Source organism: Aestuariivivens marinum (assembly GCF_022662175.1).
In the GTDB taxonomy this organism is placed as follows: domain Bacteria; phylum Bacteroidota; class Bacteroidia; order Flavobacteriales; family Flavobacteriaceae; genus Aestuariivivens; species Aestuariivivens marinum.
The window spans coordinates 204144-222980 of record NZ_JAKMCR010000004.1; the positions used below are offsets into that span (position 1 = coordinate 204144).

An 18837-nucleotide genomic window follows, 5' to 3' on the forward strand; every position below is an offset into this window, starting at 1 on the left:
GGGTTAAATACCTAACTCATTAAACAATTCAGTTAATTTACTATTTGAAGGCCTTGGAGCGTTTTTCTCAACAATATTACCATTAGGGTCCAATAAAATGAATTGAGGAATGGCATTAATCATATAGTCTCTAACAAAATCAGAACTGAAGTCATTATTGGCTATTAATTGGATACCTGTAAGCTCTTTATCCTTAACCATGTTTTCCCATTTCTCTTTGTCTTTCATTTTATCAACCGAAATACTAACGAAATGAATATTTTTTCCATGATATTCTTCTTCTACCTCTTTTAAAAAGGGAATTTCATATTTACATGGCCCACACCAAGTAGCCCATACATCAATATAAACATATTTTCCCTTTAAATCGTCTAACGATGTTGAGCCTCCATCAACATTTTCATAATTAAAAAACTTTGGAGAAGGTTGTCCTTTTGCTAATTTTATCAGGCCTTCATAAATTTCTGATATCTTATCATTATTTTCATCATTTGTAGAGGCTTTGATAAATAATTCATAATACAAATTAATATCGTTAACATATTTAATGCCAAAAATGGCTGCATCAAATAGTAGGTCGTTCTTTATATCAGGGTCTGTTGCTAAGGAGACCGCTTTTAAATAAGCAATATTCCTGTCTAAAGAATCTTTTTTTACTATCTCAGAAGTTTTTTTTCTGTAAAATGATTTTACTAAGCCTTTATAATTCGTAGAGAAACCATAATCCTCTTTATTATTATAATCTACACTTACTAGTTCACTTAAAAAATTATCCGAAACCTTAAAGTCTTCGCTGCCTACATAGTAGGCATGAGATCTTTCATAAGAAGTTAAGGTATTTAGGTACTCATAATTAATATCCTTTACTTCCTGTCCTTTAAATAATTCCGGTATCCCAACATAGTTAGAAACAAGATTTATTTTGGCTTGTTTTATATCATTACATTTAGATTTGAACGCATCCTCTTCCAACTTAAAAAACTCCTTTCTATCTCCAGTTAACTCAGAAGATAACGTATTTTTTTCTCTAAGATAATTACTACCTTCATGACCTTTTCCAGTAAAAGTTAAGGTGTTTGCAAAATCTTTGGCATCGTAATTTATTTGAATATCGTTACCTGCTTCAATATAGATAAAATCATAATTATTTGAATCGTAAAAACTATAAACTCCCGGGTTTACTCTTAGGGTATCCCTAAAGTTACCATCTTTATCAATTTTTAGTTGTTTTCTTGTTTTTCTATCTGTACTTGATAAATTAAGTTCGGTAACATCACTATTTAAAATTTTCCCTGAAATAACAGCATAATCAATTGTTGTTTCGTCCTTACAGGATATTACTGCCAATGCAAAAAGGGCTAATATGATTTTTCTCATTTTTAAGTATATTTTGGATTGTTATTTACTAAAGTTATACGTTAAGGGAATTAATTATTCCATATCTCATTTTATATTTTAACCAGTTGCAAAATTATTTATTAAGGTGATATAATTTTATAGATCTGATTATTCACCTTTAAGAAATAAATTCCGGAAGACAGCTTATTCGAAAACGAAATTTCTGTAGTACGGTTTGCTGAAATATATTTTTTATCTTCAATGGAAATACTAACACCATTAATGCTTAATAGAGCAAATTCATCAGTTTCTGTTGTATTTGTAATTTTGATTAAGTTATTTACTAAAGGGTTTGGGTAAACAATCCTATTAATAATGTGTTCATCATTAGTTGAAAGTGTAGTGTCAAAATAGGTCTTTGCATAATTAAAGGCATCAATACCTACTTGTTCTCCGATAATTCTACCAGGAATATCATCTGCTGGAGGGTGAATACCTCCCCATATTCTAGATAAACTACATTGGTCTGAAGCATCTCTATAGGTTGCCCACTGTAAAATAACATCTTGTGAAGGACCGTTTTCGAAAACTAAAAACTCATCTTTTTTAGCAACAAACTCACCCATACCACCTGGAAAATAAGCGTCGCCTGTAATTCTAGTTAAAACTTCGGCAGCAGCTCTTGAGTATGTAGAATGACCTGATACAAAACCAGCAAAAGGAGGTGTAACAAAGCTTTGACGCTGATATGGCATCCAGTTCTCAGCAAGTATCCAATCTACTCCAGCAATATCTGTAGTTGGATTTGGAATATAATCGTGCCCTTTCCAAGTAAATAATTTAATTTTACCTACATTTTCGTTATTACTCCCTGCTAAGGGGTCTCCTGCTTGAACAACTTCTATAAAACCATTTTCTAAAGGAATACCAGCAATATTATAATTACTAAGGCTACTATTAGTAGACTGTCCCATTTCTGCCATATATCTAATAGCTGAAACGGGTCTTATGTAGTCATACCAGCCTTTAATACCCCAAGCCGTAATAGCTGCATCGTGCATCGCACCTCCTAAAGCAAAATAACTTTTTACATCCCATTCTATATTGGAAAGCGTTTCACCCTGACCTTGAAATTTTTTGACCAATTGATCATGGTCGCTCACATAATTTAGTAATGTAAACCAATGTCCAGGAGGGGTTTCTGAATCTGGTCCATCCGCCCAAAATTCTGCTAAAACCCTACCATAATCCCCTCGTGGAACTATCTGTTCTTCATATGGTGAACCTGTATGTGGATTAATGCCATAACCTGTTCCAATATCACCACCGTCAATGGTATTATAAAAATTGAGGTATTCATTTATGTTGGTCGGTAATTGGTCTATAGAAATGTTTCCTATAGAATTAGGTGAGATGTCTATCATAACACCATCTGTAGGATCTAAATGAGACCCCCAAATTGATACCAATGAGAATCCCCATTTGTAATTATCCCCATTTGTAGTAACCGTATTGGGATCCAATAATGGAGGTGTTCCAGGGTCATGGTATACGTGATAAGATGATCCATCTCGAGAAAAAGTGGTTTTATTATTGTTCTGTAGTGAAAACGGAATTACATTTCCCCATTCGGGACTCAAAAAGTCTGGAGTTGAACCAGGTATTAAATTCCCACTTTGATCGATAAAAGTTTCTAAACTTAGTGGTTGCCATCTGTTCGGATCTGTGATCGTAGTGTTCCCTGGTAAATCTATTGGTAATGGTTGGTTTGCCGGTTGGTAATAAGCATTATCATACCCCGTAGCTTCTCTGGCTCCATCAACATAACCAAAATTGATAAGGTTTTGAGCTATATAATTTCCTAAAGCTGCAGGATTGTTATCAGAATAATCAGTAGATGTAAAGTTTTTATCGTAACCCATATCATCCATAAGTAAGTCGAATAAAACATAAGATTCTTCTTTACCCGGAGAATTAGAAAACCTATGCTTTAATAATCCATAAACAGCATAACTTAATGTTTTTGCTCTATTATCTTCTAGGTCTCCAGAATTGGTGAACCCGCCAAAAGGAGTGAAATAGTTTCCTAATTGGTTGCCCAACATATAGGTTTTACTACTTCCTGTTGTATCATATACAGACCAAGAATCATACATGGCAATGCTGGTATGGAATAAGTTTCTTGCATGTACAGTAGGTCTAGCAAAATCATTCCTTATAGCCTCAAGTAAAACTTCATTCCAAAGCCTCGCAATAGATGCGTTTCCACTAAGAGAAACATCAGCAGCAGACAAAGAGATATTTAATTCAACAGGTAAAGTTGAACAGCCATCTGTTTCTGTAGCTATTACTTTACCTGTACTGGCAATGTCCCATTTAATTTTTACAGTATTAGTTCCTTGTCCTTCTAGTATGTGTCCTCCTTCTGCTTGCCATACTATAGTAGAATTTGAACCTAGTGGATAGGTGTAATTTTCTTCAGCTAAAAAAGTACTTGTATTATTTCCAGTGATTGGTTTAGGCTCTAAATAATTACAGGAGCCATCATCTACGGTTGCAGATGGATTATAATTACAACTGTTTGGGTCGGTACAGCCCATTACTTTTACACTAGGGCTTATTCCTAAGTATTGATAATTAACACCTTCTGTAGCCAATATATGGGAATTAGCACTTATGTTTGAATAATTGTCAATAATTCCTGAAGGCCATTCTACACTTAAAGAAGTTATCTCTTCTGCTTCTCCTAAACCAAAATGTACAGATTGTAAACTTTGAGAATACAATCCCATTCCTGAATAGTATTTCGTAAAGGTGCCTTTTGTCGTTGTTATTTTTAACTTGGTACCTATGCCGTCTCTGTTAGAAGAAACCCCCTTTAGTTTTATTTTAACCCAATTTGAACTGACTTCTGGAACACCATTAATCAAATCATTATCATAAAACGTAGAAGGAGTGTCGAAGTAACTATTTGAAAAAAAAATATCAAGATCACCATCATTATCATAGTCAAAAACCTCTGAGGAATAGGATACTGTTTCTTCAATACCTATACCTGATGCTGTTGCAATGTTTTCAAAATTATTTCCACCGTTGGCATGTAAATTTTTGTAAATTACATTTACCTTTTCTCCAAGTATTGTATCGCCAGTACATACTAAAAGGTCATCATCACCATCATTATCAAGATCTGAAAATCGAGTATCCCAAGCCCAATCTGTAGGCAAATAAATATTTGAAGTTCCAAAATATTGAAAGGTGTTATCTAAATTTCCTTTAACAATGGTGTTTATTACAGTATCTGTGATGTAAAAATCTAAAATATTATCAAGGTTATAATCTCCAACAGTAATACCCATGGCATCAATATTTATGTCTAAACCATAACTGCTAGAACTTTCAACAAACCAAACACCATTATTGTTTATGTATAAGTCATTTCCTTGAGAAAAATCATTTGTAACGTATAAATCCATATAACCATCTTTATTAACATCGATGGGGATAGCCATAAAAGAGTTTTTGTCTTCATTATGTAGATTAACATTTTCAGTAATTTCAGTAAATGTTTCATTACCTAAGTTTTTATACAATCTATTGCCACAACCAGACTTAAAGTCTGCTATATAAATATCTAAAAAACCATCATTGTTATAGTCAAACCAAGTGGCAGTGGTATTGGCACAGTTGTCAATTGAGGGGAAACCTGCACTAGTGGTAATATTAGCAAATGTTCCATCCCCATTATTCTTATACAATTGTACTTTGTAAGCATTTGTTAAAAATAAATCTGGATATCCATCATTGTTAAAATCGCCCCATGAAGCGCCAAACTTATATCCTATATATGCAGGTATCTGATTTATTTCACCTATTGGTTCACTATATAAATTATTTAATCTAGCTTCTTGTGTAACGTTTGTAAATGTACCATTGTTATTGTTTTTAAATAATCTACTATATGTAAATGGTTTGCCTTCCTCATCTAAAGAACTAGAAACTATAAACAAATCTAAATCATTGTCATTATCGTAGTCAGCAACAGAAACACCTTTATTATCCTTAAATTCGGCATCACCAAATCTGTCACTTGTTTTTGTGAAAGTTTGTGCGTTAACAGCTGTTTGAACAAGGAACAATAGTGAAATTGTAAATTTTATAAATAAACTTGAATTGTAAATTTGCATAAAGAATAATGAAATAATTTTATTTTCCTGAATTTATATAGTTTAGTTAATAAACTTTCTTACAATGCTATTGATGAAATAATTAAACAATTTTTTTAATTCACTTATAAGGTGTATTTAAATTTTCTATCTCACTTTTTAAGTAATTACATTTGTTCCATTTTGCAAATAATTAAGAGATATGTTTTTTTTAATTTTTTGAAATTGGCTATAGCCCCTTAACCTAAAATCAATTTATAAAATTTAAAACCTAAAATTTATTAATCATTTTCAATAATACAAATGGTTTTAAATGAGAAGGGATACAGACTACACTATCATATTTAATAGGATTAATTTTTTAATTGCAATAGTTTACAAATTAAACTTAAGTAGTTGTTTTTCATAAAAAATAAATGAAAACAGATTTAGTTGTTATGATTTACCTCAACTTTCCATTCACCTGGTTCCAAAATAATAAAATTAAAATTTACAAGAGTTGTTCCTGGATTACTTACGTTGTTAAAGGAATAATTCATATTACATTCAAAAGGCACATTGGTTCCTTTAAAAATACCTAAATCTTGATCGATCCAATAATTTCCACTATCTCCAATAGTATTTGTTGGTATTCTAATTCTTTGACCATTAACTCTAACTTCAATAGTAACTTGATTAATAGCATCACCAACTTTTCTTATTTTGTAATTACGAACACCCATATCTGTAATTACTCTATACATTTGAGATTTAGGTTTTCCTATGTATTCATCATCTTTCCAAATGCCTTTTTTAATTACTTTTTTACCTTCTATATTTGCTGTAAAAACGCCTTCTCCATTTCTTTTTCCTTTTTTCCAGCTACCTTCGTAAACAGAGCCATTAGTATAAGTCATTATTCCATTGCCATGAGGGAATCCTTTTTTAAATTCTCCTTCATAAGAATCAATGCCCTTCGCAATACCAATACCATTTGCAATTCCATTTTTACACTCGCCAGAATAAGTTCCAGAAATATTTTCCAATAAAACCTTACAATCTTCTTGTGCAGCAACTAAAGAAATGTTTAATAAGAAAAAGAATAACATGCACAGATTAAGTTGATTTTTCATAATATTTTTATTTCATTTTAATTAATACGAAAAAAAACTAATTTACCCTATACCCAATAATAAGCTTTCGACAAATAATACACTAATAATTTAAAAGAAATACCTTCAAAGTGTTATGCTATTTATTTTATTTTAGCTTCAACTCTTGCTCTACTAAAAAAGGTTGTTAAATAACTTAATGAAGAATGTAGTTTTTAATTATACCATGTTTTTTACCAAATGCAAAACAATAAACATATGCCTTTAAAATTTAATTTTTTTTAATGAGGTAAATAAAAAATTAGTTTGTTAGAGCTAAATTCTTAAGCTTTATTTTTTCTTTTTTGGTTTACTGGCTTTGGCAGTAGGGTTAAAGGCAACGCATAAGTCTAGCCAGTAGCTTAGGTCGTTATCAGAATCAAAACCTTCGGGAGTTACAAAAATATAGCCACGCATAGGACGACCTGTAAAATCCATGGGCAGGCATTCTGGTTTGTTTAATTCAGTTTCATATACAGCTTCACCTATACGGACCATTAATAAGCTATCACCGTATTTTTTATCGATATGGATTCCGCATAGCATTTTGTCATCCATTTTAAAACACAAGCCCCCCATCATTTTAAGTTCAGAAAAAACGATATGCTTGATTTTTAAATGACGTCTAATGCGGTCTGCTAAATATTCATCGTAAGCCATGGTTAACGGTTTGTTTTATTTACGATTCTCCTAAAAATACTGTACAAAAAGGCATTGGTTTTTGCATAATGAAATGCAATAAAACAGACTATTAGCATAAAACCAATAGCGCCAATAATGGCTTCGGTAGGGTTTAAGGATTTATAAAAATAGCGTTTTAAGCCATAACCTGTATAGCTACCATAAATGATGATGAAGTGTACCACATAAATAGATAAGGTTTTTTGACCAATTTTAGTAACTAAGGATTGTTTTAAAAAACGTTCGAATGTATAAAAAACTGAAAAAAGTATTAAAACGTTACCAAATCTGGTAAAAAGATAATTGTAGTTGGCTGATGCGTTTAACAATTCAAAACCGGTCATGTGGTATAATTTTATTAAAAACCAGGACGAACAATTAATGAGTAACCCTCCAATAACAAAAAAAGCAATAATGGTAAACAATTTAAATTTTGGTTTTTGCAAATGCCTAAAAAATACCGTGGCAAGCCATGCACCATAGGCCATATAGCCAAACCAGGGTAATATAGTAAATACCGAACCGTGTGATTTGCTCATATAGTTTCCTATGAACAATGGAACCGAGGGTAACGATAGGGTTCTATATAGTGGTTCGGTCAAGAAGCAGGCAGTCCCCAATAGGGCTAGTACCAAAGACAAAACATAAGATTGTCTTTTTAGTATAACATAGAGTCCTACCAAAATAATTAATGATAAACCAATACATTGCAGTACATCTACAGCTAAAAAATTAAAGTTAAAATGTCCGGTTAACCAACCAATTAGATTGATACGTAGGCTGTAACCAATGCCTAAAAGTAGTAGCCCCCTTAACAGCCCTTTTTTAATTCTAGGTTTATCATCCCCTTTTACATAAGCCCTCAATAATAAATACATAAATACCATTCCTGAAATGGTAAAGAATGTAGGGGCCGTTATGCCGCGAAAATAAACCCAAATGGCATAAATAGTATTCGATGGGTCTCTGTAAATAGGATCTATTAAGGTGTCAATAAAATGCCCTTGGAGCATCATTAAAATGGCAAATGCCCTAACAGTATCAATAAAATACAGTCTAATGGTTTGCAAAATAATTGGTTTGGTTAGGGTAAATATACTCAGCTAAAATGATATATTTATAAAATATTTTTGAATCAATAGGACTTTTATGGAGCAATTCCTAAATGATTTTTCATCGTTTGTGTGGGGTTTTCCTTTGTTGGTGCTATTAATAGGAGGTGGACTATATCTATTGATTTTATCTCGTTTTTTGCCATTTCGATATTTAGGGCATGCCATTCAGGTACTGCGTGGTAAATATGACAATCCCAACAATTCAGGGCAAATTAGCCATTTTCAGGCTTTAACTACGGCATTATCAGCTACGGTAGGAATGGGTAATATAGCTGGGGTAGCTGTAGCTATTTCTATAGGAGGCCCAGGTGCTATATTTTGGATGTGGATAAGTGCTATTATAGGAATGTCCACCAAATTTTTTACTGCATCATTGGCTATTATGTATCGTGGTAAAGATAGTGCAGGTGAGTTGCAAGGTGGCCCCATGTATTTTATAGTTGAAGGTTTGGGAACAATTTGGAAACCGTTGGCGGTTATGTTCAGCTTTAGTGGTTTGGTTGGTGCTTTGCCCGTTTTTAACGTGAACCAATTGACCCAGGCTGTTAACGATATACTATTGATTCCCAATGGTGTCAAAGTAGGGCTATTTTCTAATACAGTAATTGGACTAGTTTTAGTTGTGATTACTTCAATAGTTATTCTTGGAGGTTTAAAACGAATTAGTCAAACGGCTGCTAAATTGGTTCCTGCTATGGTGCTGCTCTACTTTATTTCGGTACTGATTATTTTGGTTATCAATTCTGAAGTTGTACCAAAATATTTCCTAATGATTTTTACTGATGCGTTTTCTGCAAAGCACTTTACAGGTGATTCCTTCTTAGGAGGAGCTTTTGGCGGTTTGATTTTATTGGGCATTCGTCGAGGTGCCTTTTCGAATGAAGCAGGTATAGGTACAGCGCCTATGGCCCATGGTGCGACCAAGACCAATGAACCTATAAGGGAAGGACTAGTTGCTATGCTTGGTCCTGCAATAGATACGCTTGTGGTTTGTACACTTACGGCCTTGGCTATTTTAGTTACTGGAGTATGGCAAACTACCGACACCAATGGGGTAAGTTTAACCGCATCGGCTTTTGCTAAAGCCATGCCAACTATAGGACACTATGTGCTGATGTTGTGTATATCGGTTTTTAGCATTTCATCCTTGTTTTCCTATTCTTACTATGGTACCAAGTGTATGGCGTTTCTTTTTGGTAACCATAATAAGCACTTTTACAAATATTTATATATTGTAAGCATTATTTTAGGAGCTACCACAACATTAAGTATGATGATAAACTTAATTGATGGTTTTTTTGCCCTCATGGCCATACCAACCATGACAGCAACTTTAATCATGGCACCAAGGGTGGTGAAAGAAATTAGAGTGTATTTTCAAAAAGTTAAATAATTTTCAATTAATCAAATGTGTTGTAAATACTAACCAAAAATAATTAACCAAACCAATTAAAGTATGACTAAAAATAATGCAAAAGCCTATTGGAAAGAAAACATCAGGTATGTTTTAATTCTTTTGACCATTTGGTTTTTGGTATCCTATGGAGCAGGGATACTGTTTAAGGACGAATTAAATAAAATTAAAATAGCAGGATTCAAACTAGGCTTTTGGTTTGCCCAACAAGGGTCCATGTATGTATTCGTCGTCCTCATATTTGTATATGTGCGTTTAATGAATAAACTCGATAAAAAATATGGCTATGATAAGTAGTATGATGGTGCTGGAAGGCATTGGTGTCCAAAAATGGACCTATATTTTGGTGGGATTAACCTTTGCATTGTACATTGGCATTGCTATTTGGTCTAGAGCCAATTCCACCAAGGATTTCTACGTAGCAGGTGGAGGTGTTTCCCCGTGGGCCAATGGAATGGCCACAGCAGCCGATTGGATGAGTGCAGCTTCTTTTATTTCTATGGCAGGGATTATATCCTTTGCTGGGTACGATGGTGCCGTTTACCTCATGGGTTGGACAGGAGGTTATGTTTTGTTGGCATTATTGCTGGCGCCTTATTTAAGAAAGTTTGGAAAATTTACTGTACCCGATTTTATAGGTGATCGTTATTATTCCAAAACAGCACGGTTAGTCGCTGTATTTTGTGCTTTGTTGGTATCGTTTACCTATGTTGCTGGGCAAATGCGTGGTGTGGGTATTGTATTTTCAAGATTTTTGGAAGTCAATATTGACACAGGAGTAATTATTGGAATGTTTATCGTGTTGTTTTATGCCGTTTTGGGGGGCATGAAAGGCATTACCTATACCCAAGTAGCACAATACTGTGTGCTGATTTTTGCCTTTATGGTACCTGCTATTTTTATTTCCATACAAATGACTGGTAATCCCATTCCGCAATTAGGATTTGGCAGTGAATTGGCCGATGGTTCCGGTACTTATCTTTTGGATAAGCTGGATGGATTGAGTACACAATTAGGTTTTGAAGAATATACCGAAGGCTCCAAATCCATGATCGATGTATTTGCTATCACCTTAGCGTTAATGGTAGGTACAGCTGGCTTGCCCCATGTGATTGTTCGTTTTTTTACGGTGAAAAGAGTAAGGGATGCCCGTAAATCGGCAGGAATAGCTCTATTGCTAATTGTAATTTTATATACTACGGCACCTGCAGTAGCTGTTTTTGCCCGAACCAATATGATTGAAACAGTATCCAATAAACCTTATGAAGGTGTTCCTGATTGGTTTAAAAAATGGGAAACAACAGGATTAATTGGCTTTACCGATAAAAATAACGATGGTCGTATTCAATATGTAGCTGATGTTAGCAAAAATGAACTAATTGTAGATCGTGATATTATGGTGTTAGCGAATCCCGAAATTGCTAAACTACCCAATTGGGTGATTGCCTTGGTTGCAGCTGGAGGATTGGCAGCAGCATTATCAACAGCAGCAGGATTGCTATTGGTGATATCAGCATCAGTATCACATGATTTAATTAAAAAAATCATTAACCCAAAAATTTCAGAAAAAGGGGAATTGGTAACTGCTCGCATATCGGCAGTAGGTGCTGTTTGTGTGGCTGGATATTTTGGAATCAATCCACCAGGTTTTGTGGCAGCTGTTGTGGCTTTAGCCTTTGGACTGGCTGCGGCATCGTTTTTTCCAGCTATTATATTAGGTATTTTTTACAAACGTATGAACAAGGAAGGTGCAATAGCAGGTATGATTGTTGGTATTGTGTCGATGCTATTATATATGATAAAATATAAATTAGGATGGTTTGATGAAACCTTGCCCGATAAAAGTGAATGGTGGTTTGGTATTTCTCCCGAAGGATTTGGATCGGTCGCTATGATGTTGAATTTTATTGTATCTATTTCTATTATGAAGTTTACACCAAAACCACCCAAGCGCGTACAAAACATTGTAGAAAAAATTAGAATTCCTAGCGGAGTTGGGAAAGCCAAAAGACATTAAAAAAAGACCCGACAGGTTTGTAAACCTGTCGGGTATAAAATAAAATCTTAAAGGGTTATAAGATAAAAGACAAACTTAAAATAAGTTGGTCTGGACGTGTGTCTAACCTATCTGGATTTGATGATATATTATTTAAGAAAAATTTAGCTTCATTGTCGCTAAACCCTCTTTCATAGCGTAAATCTAGCCCCATGCGTTTAAAATTAAGACCAATCCCAAAGTTTAAGCCTAAGGTAAAATCGTTTTCAATATCGTTAATAGAAATGCCGTCGTATTCGGTATCCAAAATATATTGAAAAGCAGGCCCACCAAAAACACTAACAGCTCCTAAAACTTTAACGCCTACTAAAAGAGGTGCGTCTATTTTTTCCATTTTAAAGGTGTCGTTGTCGTAATCACTTTTGGTGCTAGTATAAACCAATTCAGGCTTAAAGTAAACTTTGCTTCCAATTTTTCCAAAGATACCTAAGTGATAACCTATGTTTCTATCTGGGTTTTTAGCATTTTCACTTATAGACTCAAAATACTTGCCATTGGCATTATAATTCAAACCACCTTTAAAGCCAAAGCCTGATGACGTTTGAGCGTTAATACCTGTTACGAAAAGCATTGTTAGTAGTGGTGTTAAAATTAATCTGTTCATAATATAAGTTTTTAGATTTAGGTTTGTATATAATCAAAAACGCTGCCAAAGACATTTTATTTTCTTTGGCAGCGTTTAAAAGTGTTGTTAAACTAAATGTATTACTATTATTTTCTTTTTAGAACAGCCTCTACTTTAGTGATAATGGCTTCACTATCCAAGCCATACTTTTTCATGAGTTGTGCTGGTGTACCAGATTCACCAAAAGTATCATTAGTTGCAACAAACTCTTGCGGTGTAGGATTATTTAATGCTAAGGTCCTGGCAACACTTTCTCCTAAACCACCTAAATAGTTGTGTTCTTCACAAGTCACTATACATCCTGTTTTGGCAACAGAAGTTAAAATGGCTTTTTCGTCTAAAGGTTTTATAGTGTGGATGTTAATCACTTCAGCAGAAATACCTTTTTCATGTAATGCTTTTGAAGCTTCCAATGCTTCCCAAACCAAGTGTCCGGTCGCTACAATGGTAACGTCGGTTCCTTCTGTTAGTTGAATAGCTTTACCAATTTCAAATTTTTGATCGGCAGGCGTGAAAATAGGAACAGAAGGTCTTCCAAAACGTAAATAGACAGGGCCATTGTAATCAGCAATAGCAATAGTGGCAGCTTTAGTTTGGTTATAGTCACAGGGGTTGATAACTACCATACCTGGGAGCATTTTCATCAAGCCTATGTCTTCAAGAATTTGGTGAGTAGCACCATCCTCACCAAGCGTAATGCCTGCATGTGAAGCACATATTTTTACATTTTTTCCAGAATAAGCTATTGATTGGCGAATTTGATCGTAAACACGACCTGTTGAAAAGTTTGCAAAGGTTCCAGTAAAAGGAATTTTTCCACCAACGGTCAATCCAGCAGCAATACCCATCATATTAGCTTCAGCGATACCTACTTGAAAAAAGCGCTCTGGATTTTCTTTTATAAATTGGTCCATTTTTAACGAACCAATTAAATCGGCACAAAGTGCAACTACATTTGGGTTGGTCCTTCCTAATTCAGCCAAACCAGCACCAAACCCGCTTCTTGTGTCTTTTTTTTCTGTATATGTATAAGTTTTCATGTATTTGTTGTTTTTGGTGGATTAGTAGTCGCCTAAAGTTTCAGGATTTTGTGCCAATGCGCTTTCTAATTGCTCATCATTAGGGGCTTTACCATGCCATGCATGAGTATGCATCATAAAATCAACACCGTTACCCATTTCGGTATGCAATAACACACAAACAGGCTTTCCTTTTCCAGTTTCAGCTTTGGCATTTGCCATGCCTTTTAAAATGGCTTCAATGTTATTACCTTCTTTAATTTCTAAAACGGTCCATCCAAAAGCTTCAAATTTGGCTTTAACATTTCCCATATTAAGTACCTCATCGGTATCACCATCAATTTGTTTTCCGTTTAGGTCCACAGTAGCGATCAGGTTGTCCACTTTTTTGGCAGAAGCATACATAATGGCTTCCCAATTTTGTCCTTCCTGTAACTCACCGTCCCCATGAAGCGAATATATTAAGTGGTTGTCATTGTTTAGCTTTTTAGCTTGTGCTGCTCCAATAGCTACACTCATGCCTTGTCCCAAAGATCCTGATGCAATACGCACGCCAGGTAAACCTTCATGGGTTGTTGGATGTCCTTGTAAACGCGAATCTATTAATCGGAACGTATTCAATTCTTCAACAGGAAAATATCCTGCTCTTGCCAAAACACTATAATAAACAGGTGAAATATGACCATTTGATAAAAAGAAAAGATCTTCTTCAATACCATCCATATCAAAGCTTTCTTTTCTATCCATAATGTTGTTGTACAAGCAAACAAAAAATTCAGCACAACCCAATGACCCTCCTGGGTGTCCTGAATTTACTTTGTGAACCATACGTAAAATATCTCTACGTACTTGTGTCGTTAAATCGTTTAAATACTGCGTGTTTGGCATTTTTTAATTCTTAAAAATTTTAAGCCACAAAAGTAAGGGTTTATTAAGATTTAAAAAAAGGGATTTCATCCATTTATTAACGATTTATTGTGATTTGCTAACAATTTTGATTTTATTAAGAAATAGGTCACATATAGTTGCCTATATTTGTTCCCTGTTGATTTTCTTAGAAAGGAACATCCAAAGCAAATCTTTATCCCTTTTTTGATAATGTTTATATGGATGTTACATGATTGAACTGAGCATATTAGAAGTGTTCCGTATGAATGAGCAATAAATGCAACACATGAAATTTGAATTAAAAGGAAAAGACTCCCAAAGTAAAGCAAGGGCAGGAAGTATAACCACAGACCATGGTGTAATTGAAACACCAATTTTTATGCCCGTGGGTACAGTTGCTTCAGTAAAAGGAGTTCACCAAAGAGAGCTTAAAAATGACATTAATCCAGATATTATATTAGGAAATACTTATCATTTATACCTAAGGCCCCAAACCGATATTTTAGAAAAAGCAGGTGGATTGCATAAGTTTATGAATTGGGATAGGAACATTTTAACCGATTCTGGCGGCTACCAAGTGTATTCCTTGTCTGCAAACCGAAAGATTAAAGAGGAAGGCGTTAAGTTCAAGTCACATATCGATGGAAGTTATCATGTGTTTACACCTGAAAATGTAATGGAGATTCAACGTAGTATAGGAGCAGATATTATTATGGCCTTTGATGAGTGTACACCATACCCATGTGATTACAGCTATGCAAAACGTTCTATGCACATGACACATCGTTGGCTGGACAGGTGTATTGCCCATTTAGATAAAACACCGTTAAAATATGATTATGATCAAGCTTTTTTTCCAATAGTGCAGGGCAGTACCTATAAGGATTTACGTCAGCAATCGGCAGAGTATATTGCCAATTCAGGAGCTGTTGGAAATGCCATAGGAGGGTTGTCGGTAGGAGAACCGGCGGAAGAGATGTATGCAATGACCGATGTGGTTTGTCATATTTTACCAGAAGACAAACCACGTTATTTAATGGGCGTAGGAACACCTATTAATATTTTAGAGAATATTGCATTAGGTATTGATATGTTCGATTGTGTGATGCCAACCCGCAATGCCAGAAACGGCATGTTATTTACAGCTAATGGTACAATCAACATCAAAAATAAAAAATGGGAAACCGATTTTTCACCTATTGATGAAATGGGCATAACATTTGTAGATACTGAGTACTGTAAAGCCTATTTAAAACATTTGTTTTCGGTTAATGAACTTTTGGGCAAACAAATTGCAACCATACATAATTTAGGTTTTTATTTATGGTTGGTTAGGGAAGCTAGAAAACATATATTAGCTGGAGATTTTAGAACTTGGAAAGACAAAATGGTAAAACAAATGGATAAGCGTTTGTAATGAAAATACTGGATTGGTACATATTAAAGCGCTATATCTTTACATTTTTAATGATGTTATTACTGTTTATTCCCATTGGAATAACGGTACACCTTGCTGAAAAGATTGGTAAAATTTTAGAAAATGAGGTGCCTTTTGCTGAGGTGATGCTCTATTTTTTAGACTTTACCATTTATTTTGCCCATTTGTTGTTTCCACTTTTTTTGTTTTTATCGGTTATTTGGTTTACTTCTAAACTAGCCAATAATACTGAAGTTATTGCCTTTTTAAGCTCTGGAGTGTCTTTCACACGATTTTTAAGGCCTTATTTAATAGGCGCTTTTGTTGTTGCCATTTTATCTATTGTTTTAGGATTGTATTTGGCGCCAAGTGCAAGTGAAGGATTTAACGATTTTAGTTATAAATATTTAAAAAAGGGGAGAACAGCAGTTGAAAACACAAATGTTTACAGACAATTAAACGATAACGATATTATTTACGTAAGTAGTTTTGATGTTAAAAATAAAATAGGAAGAAATTTTGTATTCGAGCATTTTGAAGACAATAAGTTAGTGTATAAAATAGATGCCAATAATATTAAATACATTGAAGAGGATTCCATTTATAGACTTACAAATTATGTAAAACGAAAAGTTGGTGAAGTAAATGATATAATTGAAGAAAGTAAAAGTAAAGATACCATTTTTTCATTTGATGTAGACGATTTAACACCTGTTATATATATAGCTGAGACATTGGGGTATAAAGAACTTAATGAATTTATTGAGAAAGAAGAATTAAGAGGCTCTTCGAATATTGGTAGATATAAGTTAGTGAAGTATAGGAAGTGGAGTTTACCGGTTTCAGTATTTATATTGACTATTATTGCTGTAGCCGTATCATCTATAAAACGACGTGGGGGCATGGGCGTAAATTTAGCCGTAGGGATTTGTATAGCCATGGTATTTGTGTTCTTCGATAAAATATTTGGGGTTATGGCAGAACAATCTGATTTTCCACCGGTAATTGCAGTTTGGTTTCCTAATTTTATTTTTGGTATTTTAGCTTTATACCTACTAAGGAATGCCAAACGATAGAATAAAAAACTACTTACATCTACATTTTTTAGTATTTATTGCTGGTTTTACAGCCATTTTAGGCGAATTAATATCCATTAAGGCCATACCATTGGTATGGTTTAGAATGTTAATGGCTAGTATTTTAGTATTTGCTTACATAAAAATGGCTAAGGTAAAATCAAAGATTTCTCTTAAAGCTATTTTACGGTTTTCAATTGCTGGAATTATAATTGCTTTGCATTGGATAACCTTTTTTGGTGCAATCGATGTTGCCAATGTGTCTATTGCATTGGCTATGTTTTCAACAGGAGCCTTTTTTGCCTCCTTAATTGAACCATTAATATATAAGCGAAAGATTATTTGGTATGAAATTCTTTTCGGAATATTTGTCATCGCTGGGGTATATATCATAACACAAAGTGAGATAAAATATTTATCCGGTATGATACTCGGTATCACATCAGCTTTTTTATCATCATTGTTTGCAGTGTTAAATGGTAAATTTTTAAGGCAACACACCGCTACGGTTATTTCGTTTTATGAGTTTATTAGTGGTGTAGCGTTCATTTCAATTTTTATTATGCTTTTTGATGGTGGATTTTCAACAGATTTTTTTTTATTGAGTGCAGCAGATTTTTGGTATCTTTTTATTCTGGCTTCAGTATGTACCGCTTATGCATTTATTGCTTCGGTTTATGTTATGAAGCTAATTAGTCCTTTCACGGTTGTATTAACCTATAATTTAGAGCCTGTTTATGGCATTATAATGGCAGTTATTTTATTTCCAGAAAAGGAGAAAATGAGTAACTCATTTTATTATGGGGCAGTAATAATAATTAGTACGGTACTGTTAAATGGGATTATAAAAAATTTGAGATATTTAAAAAGAAAGGATACTTAACTATTTAAGACGATTAAAGTTTTTATATTTGTAGGCTAACTAAAACTAGGAATTTTTATGGAATATTTAGAGTTTGAACTTCCAATAAAAGAACTTGAAGAACAATTGCAGAAGTGTAAGGTCATAGGTGAAGAGAGTGATGTGGACGTTACCCAAACTTGCAAGCAAATAGAAAAAAAGTTAAAAGAAACCCGTAAAGAAATATACAAAAACCTAACAGCTTGGCAACGTGTCCAGCTTTCCCGACATCCTGATAGGCCTTATACCTTAGATTATATTCGTGCCATTTGTGGTAGTTCGTTTTTAGAGCTGCATGGCGATAGAAACTTTAAGGACGATAAGGCGATGATAGGTGGATTGGGAAAAATTGGCGATCAAAGCTTTATGTTTATTGGTCAACAAAAAGGGTATAATACCAAGACTAGGCAGTATAGAAATTTTGGGATGGCAAATCCTGAAGGCTATCGCAAAGCTCTAAGATTGATGAAATCAGCCGAGAAATTTGGTATTCCTGTTGTAACTATTTTAGATACACCTGGAGCCTATCCAGGACTGGAAGCTGAAGAACGAGGACAAGGAGAAGCCATTGCACGTAATATTTTGGAAATGACCAGACTAAAAGTACCTATCATAACAGTTATTATTGGTGAAGGTGCTTCAGGTGGTGCTTTAGGAATTGGTGTTGGCGATAAGGTTTTAATGTTGGAAAATACATGGTATTCTGTAATCTCTCCAGAATCTTGCTCATCCATTTTATGGCGTAGTTGGGAGTATAAAGAACAAGCTGCTGAAGCATTAAAATTGACTGCTAATGATATGAAGAAGCTAAAATTAGTGGACGATATAATAAAAGAACCTTTGGGAGGTGCACATAGAAATCGTGAAAAGGCATTTGAATTGGTTAGTGATGCCATTGTTAATTCTTATGGGGAGTTTAAAAACTTATCACCAAAAGAATTAGTTGATCAACGTATGGAAAAATATTCAAACATGGGTGTATTCAAAGGGTAACCCTTTTAAAATCATACC

The 18837-nt window shown here is 34.1% G+C and carries 15 protein-coding genes; 7 read left to right on the forward strand and 8 right to left on the reverse strand.

Going from position 1 to position 18837, the window contains the following annotated elements:
• Positions 1-3: 3 nt before the first annotated feature.
• The 5 genes from MR053_RS11495 to MR053_RS11515 form a co-directional block, all read right to left on the reverse strand.
• Positions 4-1377 (reverse strand): TlpA family protein disulfide reductase, encoded by a 1374-nt coding sequence (locus MR053_RS11495; RefSeq protein ID WP_242132580.1) that lies wholly within the window; start codon positions 1375-1377, stop codon positions 4-6.
• A gap of 101 nt (positions 1378-1478) precedes the next feature.
• Positions 1479-5477, reverse strand: a complete 3999-nt coding sequence (locus tag MR053_RS11500) for an FG-GAP-like repeat-containing protein (protein ID WP_242132581.1) — start codon at positions 5475-5477, stop codon at positions 1479-1481.
• A 455-nt stretch (positions 5478-5932) separates the two neighbouring features.
• On the reverse strand, positions 5933-6616 hold the full coding sequence (locus MR053_RS11505) for an MORN repeat-containing protein (protein WP_242132582.1): 684 nt from the start codon (positions 6614-6616) through the stop codon (positions 5933-5935).
• Positions 6617-6925: 309 nt separating this feature from the next.
• Positions 6926-7294, reverse strand: coding sequence for a TfoX/Sxy family protein (locus MR053_RS11510; protein WP_242132583.1), 369 nt, complete (start codon positions 7292-7294; stop codon positions 6926-6928).
• A gap of 2 nt (positions 7295-7296) precedes the next feature.
• Positions 7297-8385, reverse strand: a complete 1089-nt coding sequence (locus tag MR053_RS11515) for a heparan-alpha-glucosaminide N-acetyltransferase domain-containing protein (protein WP_242132584.1) — start codon at positions 8383-8385, stop codon at positions 7297-7299.
• Between the two features lie 79 nt (positions 8386-8464).
• Between MR053_RS11515 and MR053_RS11520 the strand changes: the two genes are divergently transcribed.
• The 3 genes from MR053_RS11520 to MR053_RS11530 all read left to right on the forward strand — a co-directional run bounded on the left by MR053_RS11520 (position 8465) and on the right by MR053_RS11530 (position 11861).
• Positions 8465-9823: an alanine/glycine:cation symporter family protein gene (locus MR053_RS11520; protein WP_242132585.1), complete on the forward strand. Its 1359-nt coding sequence runs from the start codon at positions 8465-8467 to the stop codon at positions 9821-9823.
• Positions 9824-9886: 63 nt separating this feature from the next.
• Positions 9887-10141 (forward strand): DUF4212 domain-containing protein, encoded by a 255-nt coding sequence (locus tag MR053_RS11525; protein ID WP_242132586.1) that lies wholly within the window; start codon positions 9887-9889, stop codon positions 10139-10141.
• 19 nt (positions 10142-10160) lie between these two features.
• Positions 10161-11861: a sodium:solute symporter family protein gene (locus MR053_RS11530; RefSeq protein WP_242132599.1), complete on the forward strand. Its 1701-nt coding sequence runs from the start codon at positions 10161-10163 to the stop codon at positions 11859-11861.
• Between the two features lie 55 nt (positions 11862-11916).
• Here the strand turns inward: MR053_RS11530 and MR053_RS11535 are convergent, their stop codons facing one another.
• From MR053_RS11535 to MR053_RS11545, 3 genes are all read right to left on the reverse strand, one after another.
• Positions 11917-12504 (reverse strand): outer membrane beta-barrel protein, encoded by a 588-nt coding sequence (locus MR053_RS11535; RefSeq protein ID WP_242132587.1) that lies wholly within the window; start codon positions 12502-12504, stop codon positions 11917-11919.
• Between the two features lie 107 nt (positions 12505-12611).
• On the reverse strand, positions 12612-13565 hold the full coding sequence (locus MR053_RS11540) for a transketolase family protein (RefSeq protein WP_242132588.1): 954 nt from the start codon (positions 13563-13565) through the stop codon (positions 12612-12614).
• A gap of 21 nt (positions 13566-13586) precedes the next feature.
• Complete coding sequence (locus MR053_RS11545) at positions 13587-14432, reverse strand: transketolase (RefSeq protein WP_242132589.1); 846 nt, start codon at positions 14430-14432, stop codon at positions 13587-13589.
• Between the two features lie 286 nt (positions 14433-14718).
• Between MR053_RS11545 and tgt the strand changes: the two genes are divergently transcribed.
• Genes tgt through MR053_RS11565 form a run of 4 tightly spaced genes read left to right on the forward strand, consistent with a single transcriptional unit; the run spans position 14719 to position 18819 of the window.
• Positions 14719-15849: a tRNA guanosine(34) transglycosylase Tgt gene (tgt, locus tag MR053_RS11550; RefSeq protein WP_242132590.1), complete on the forward strand. Its 1131-nt coding sequence runs from the start codon at positions 14719-14721 to the stop codon at positions 15847-15849.
• On the forward strand, positions 15849-16925 hold the full coding sequence (locus MR053_RS11555) for an LptF/LptG family permease (RefSeq protein ID WP_242132591.1): 1077 nt from the start codon (positions 15849-15851) through the stop codon (positions 16923-16925). Before tgt ends, MR053_RS11555 begins: the two co-directional genes overlap by 1 nt.
• Positions 16912-17808, forward strand: coding sequence for a DMT family transporter (locus MR053_RS11560; protein WP_242132592.1), 897 nt, complete (start codon positions 16912-16914; stop codon positions 17806-17808). Before MR053_RS11555 ends, MR053_RS11560 begins: the two co-directional genes overlap by 14 nt.
• A gap of 57 nt (positions 17809-17865) precedes the next feature.
• The gene (locus tag MR053_RS11565; RefSeq protein ID WP_242132593.1) at positions 17866-18819 is read left to right on the forward strand and encodes an acetyl-CoA carboxylase carboxyltransferase subunit alpha; all 954 of its coding nucleotides are present in this window, start codon (positions 17866-17868) and stop codon (positions 18817-18819) included.
• Positions 18820-18837: the final 18 nt, after the last annotated feature.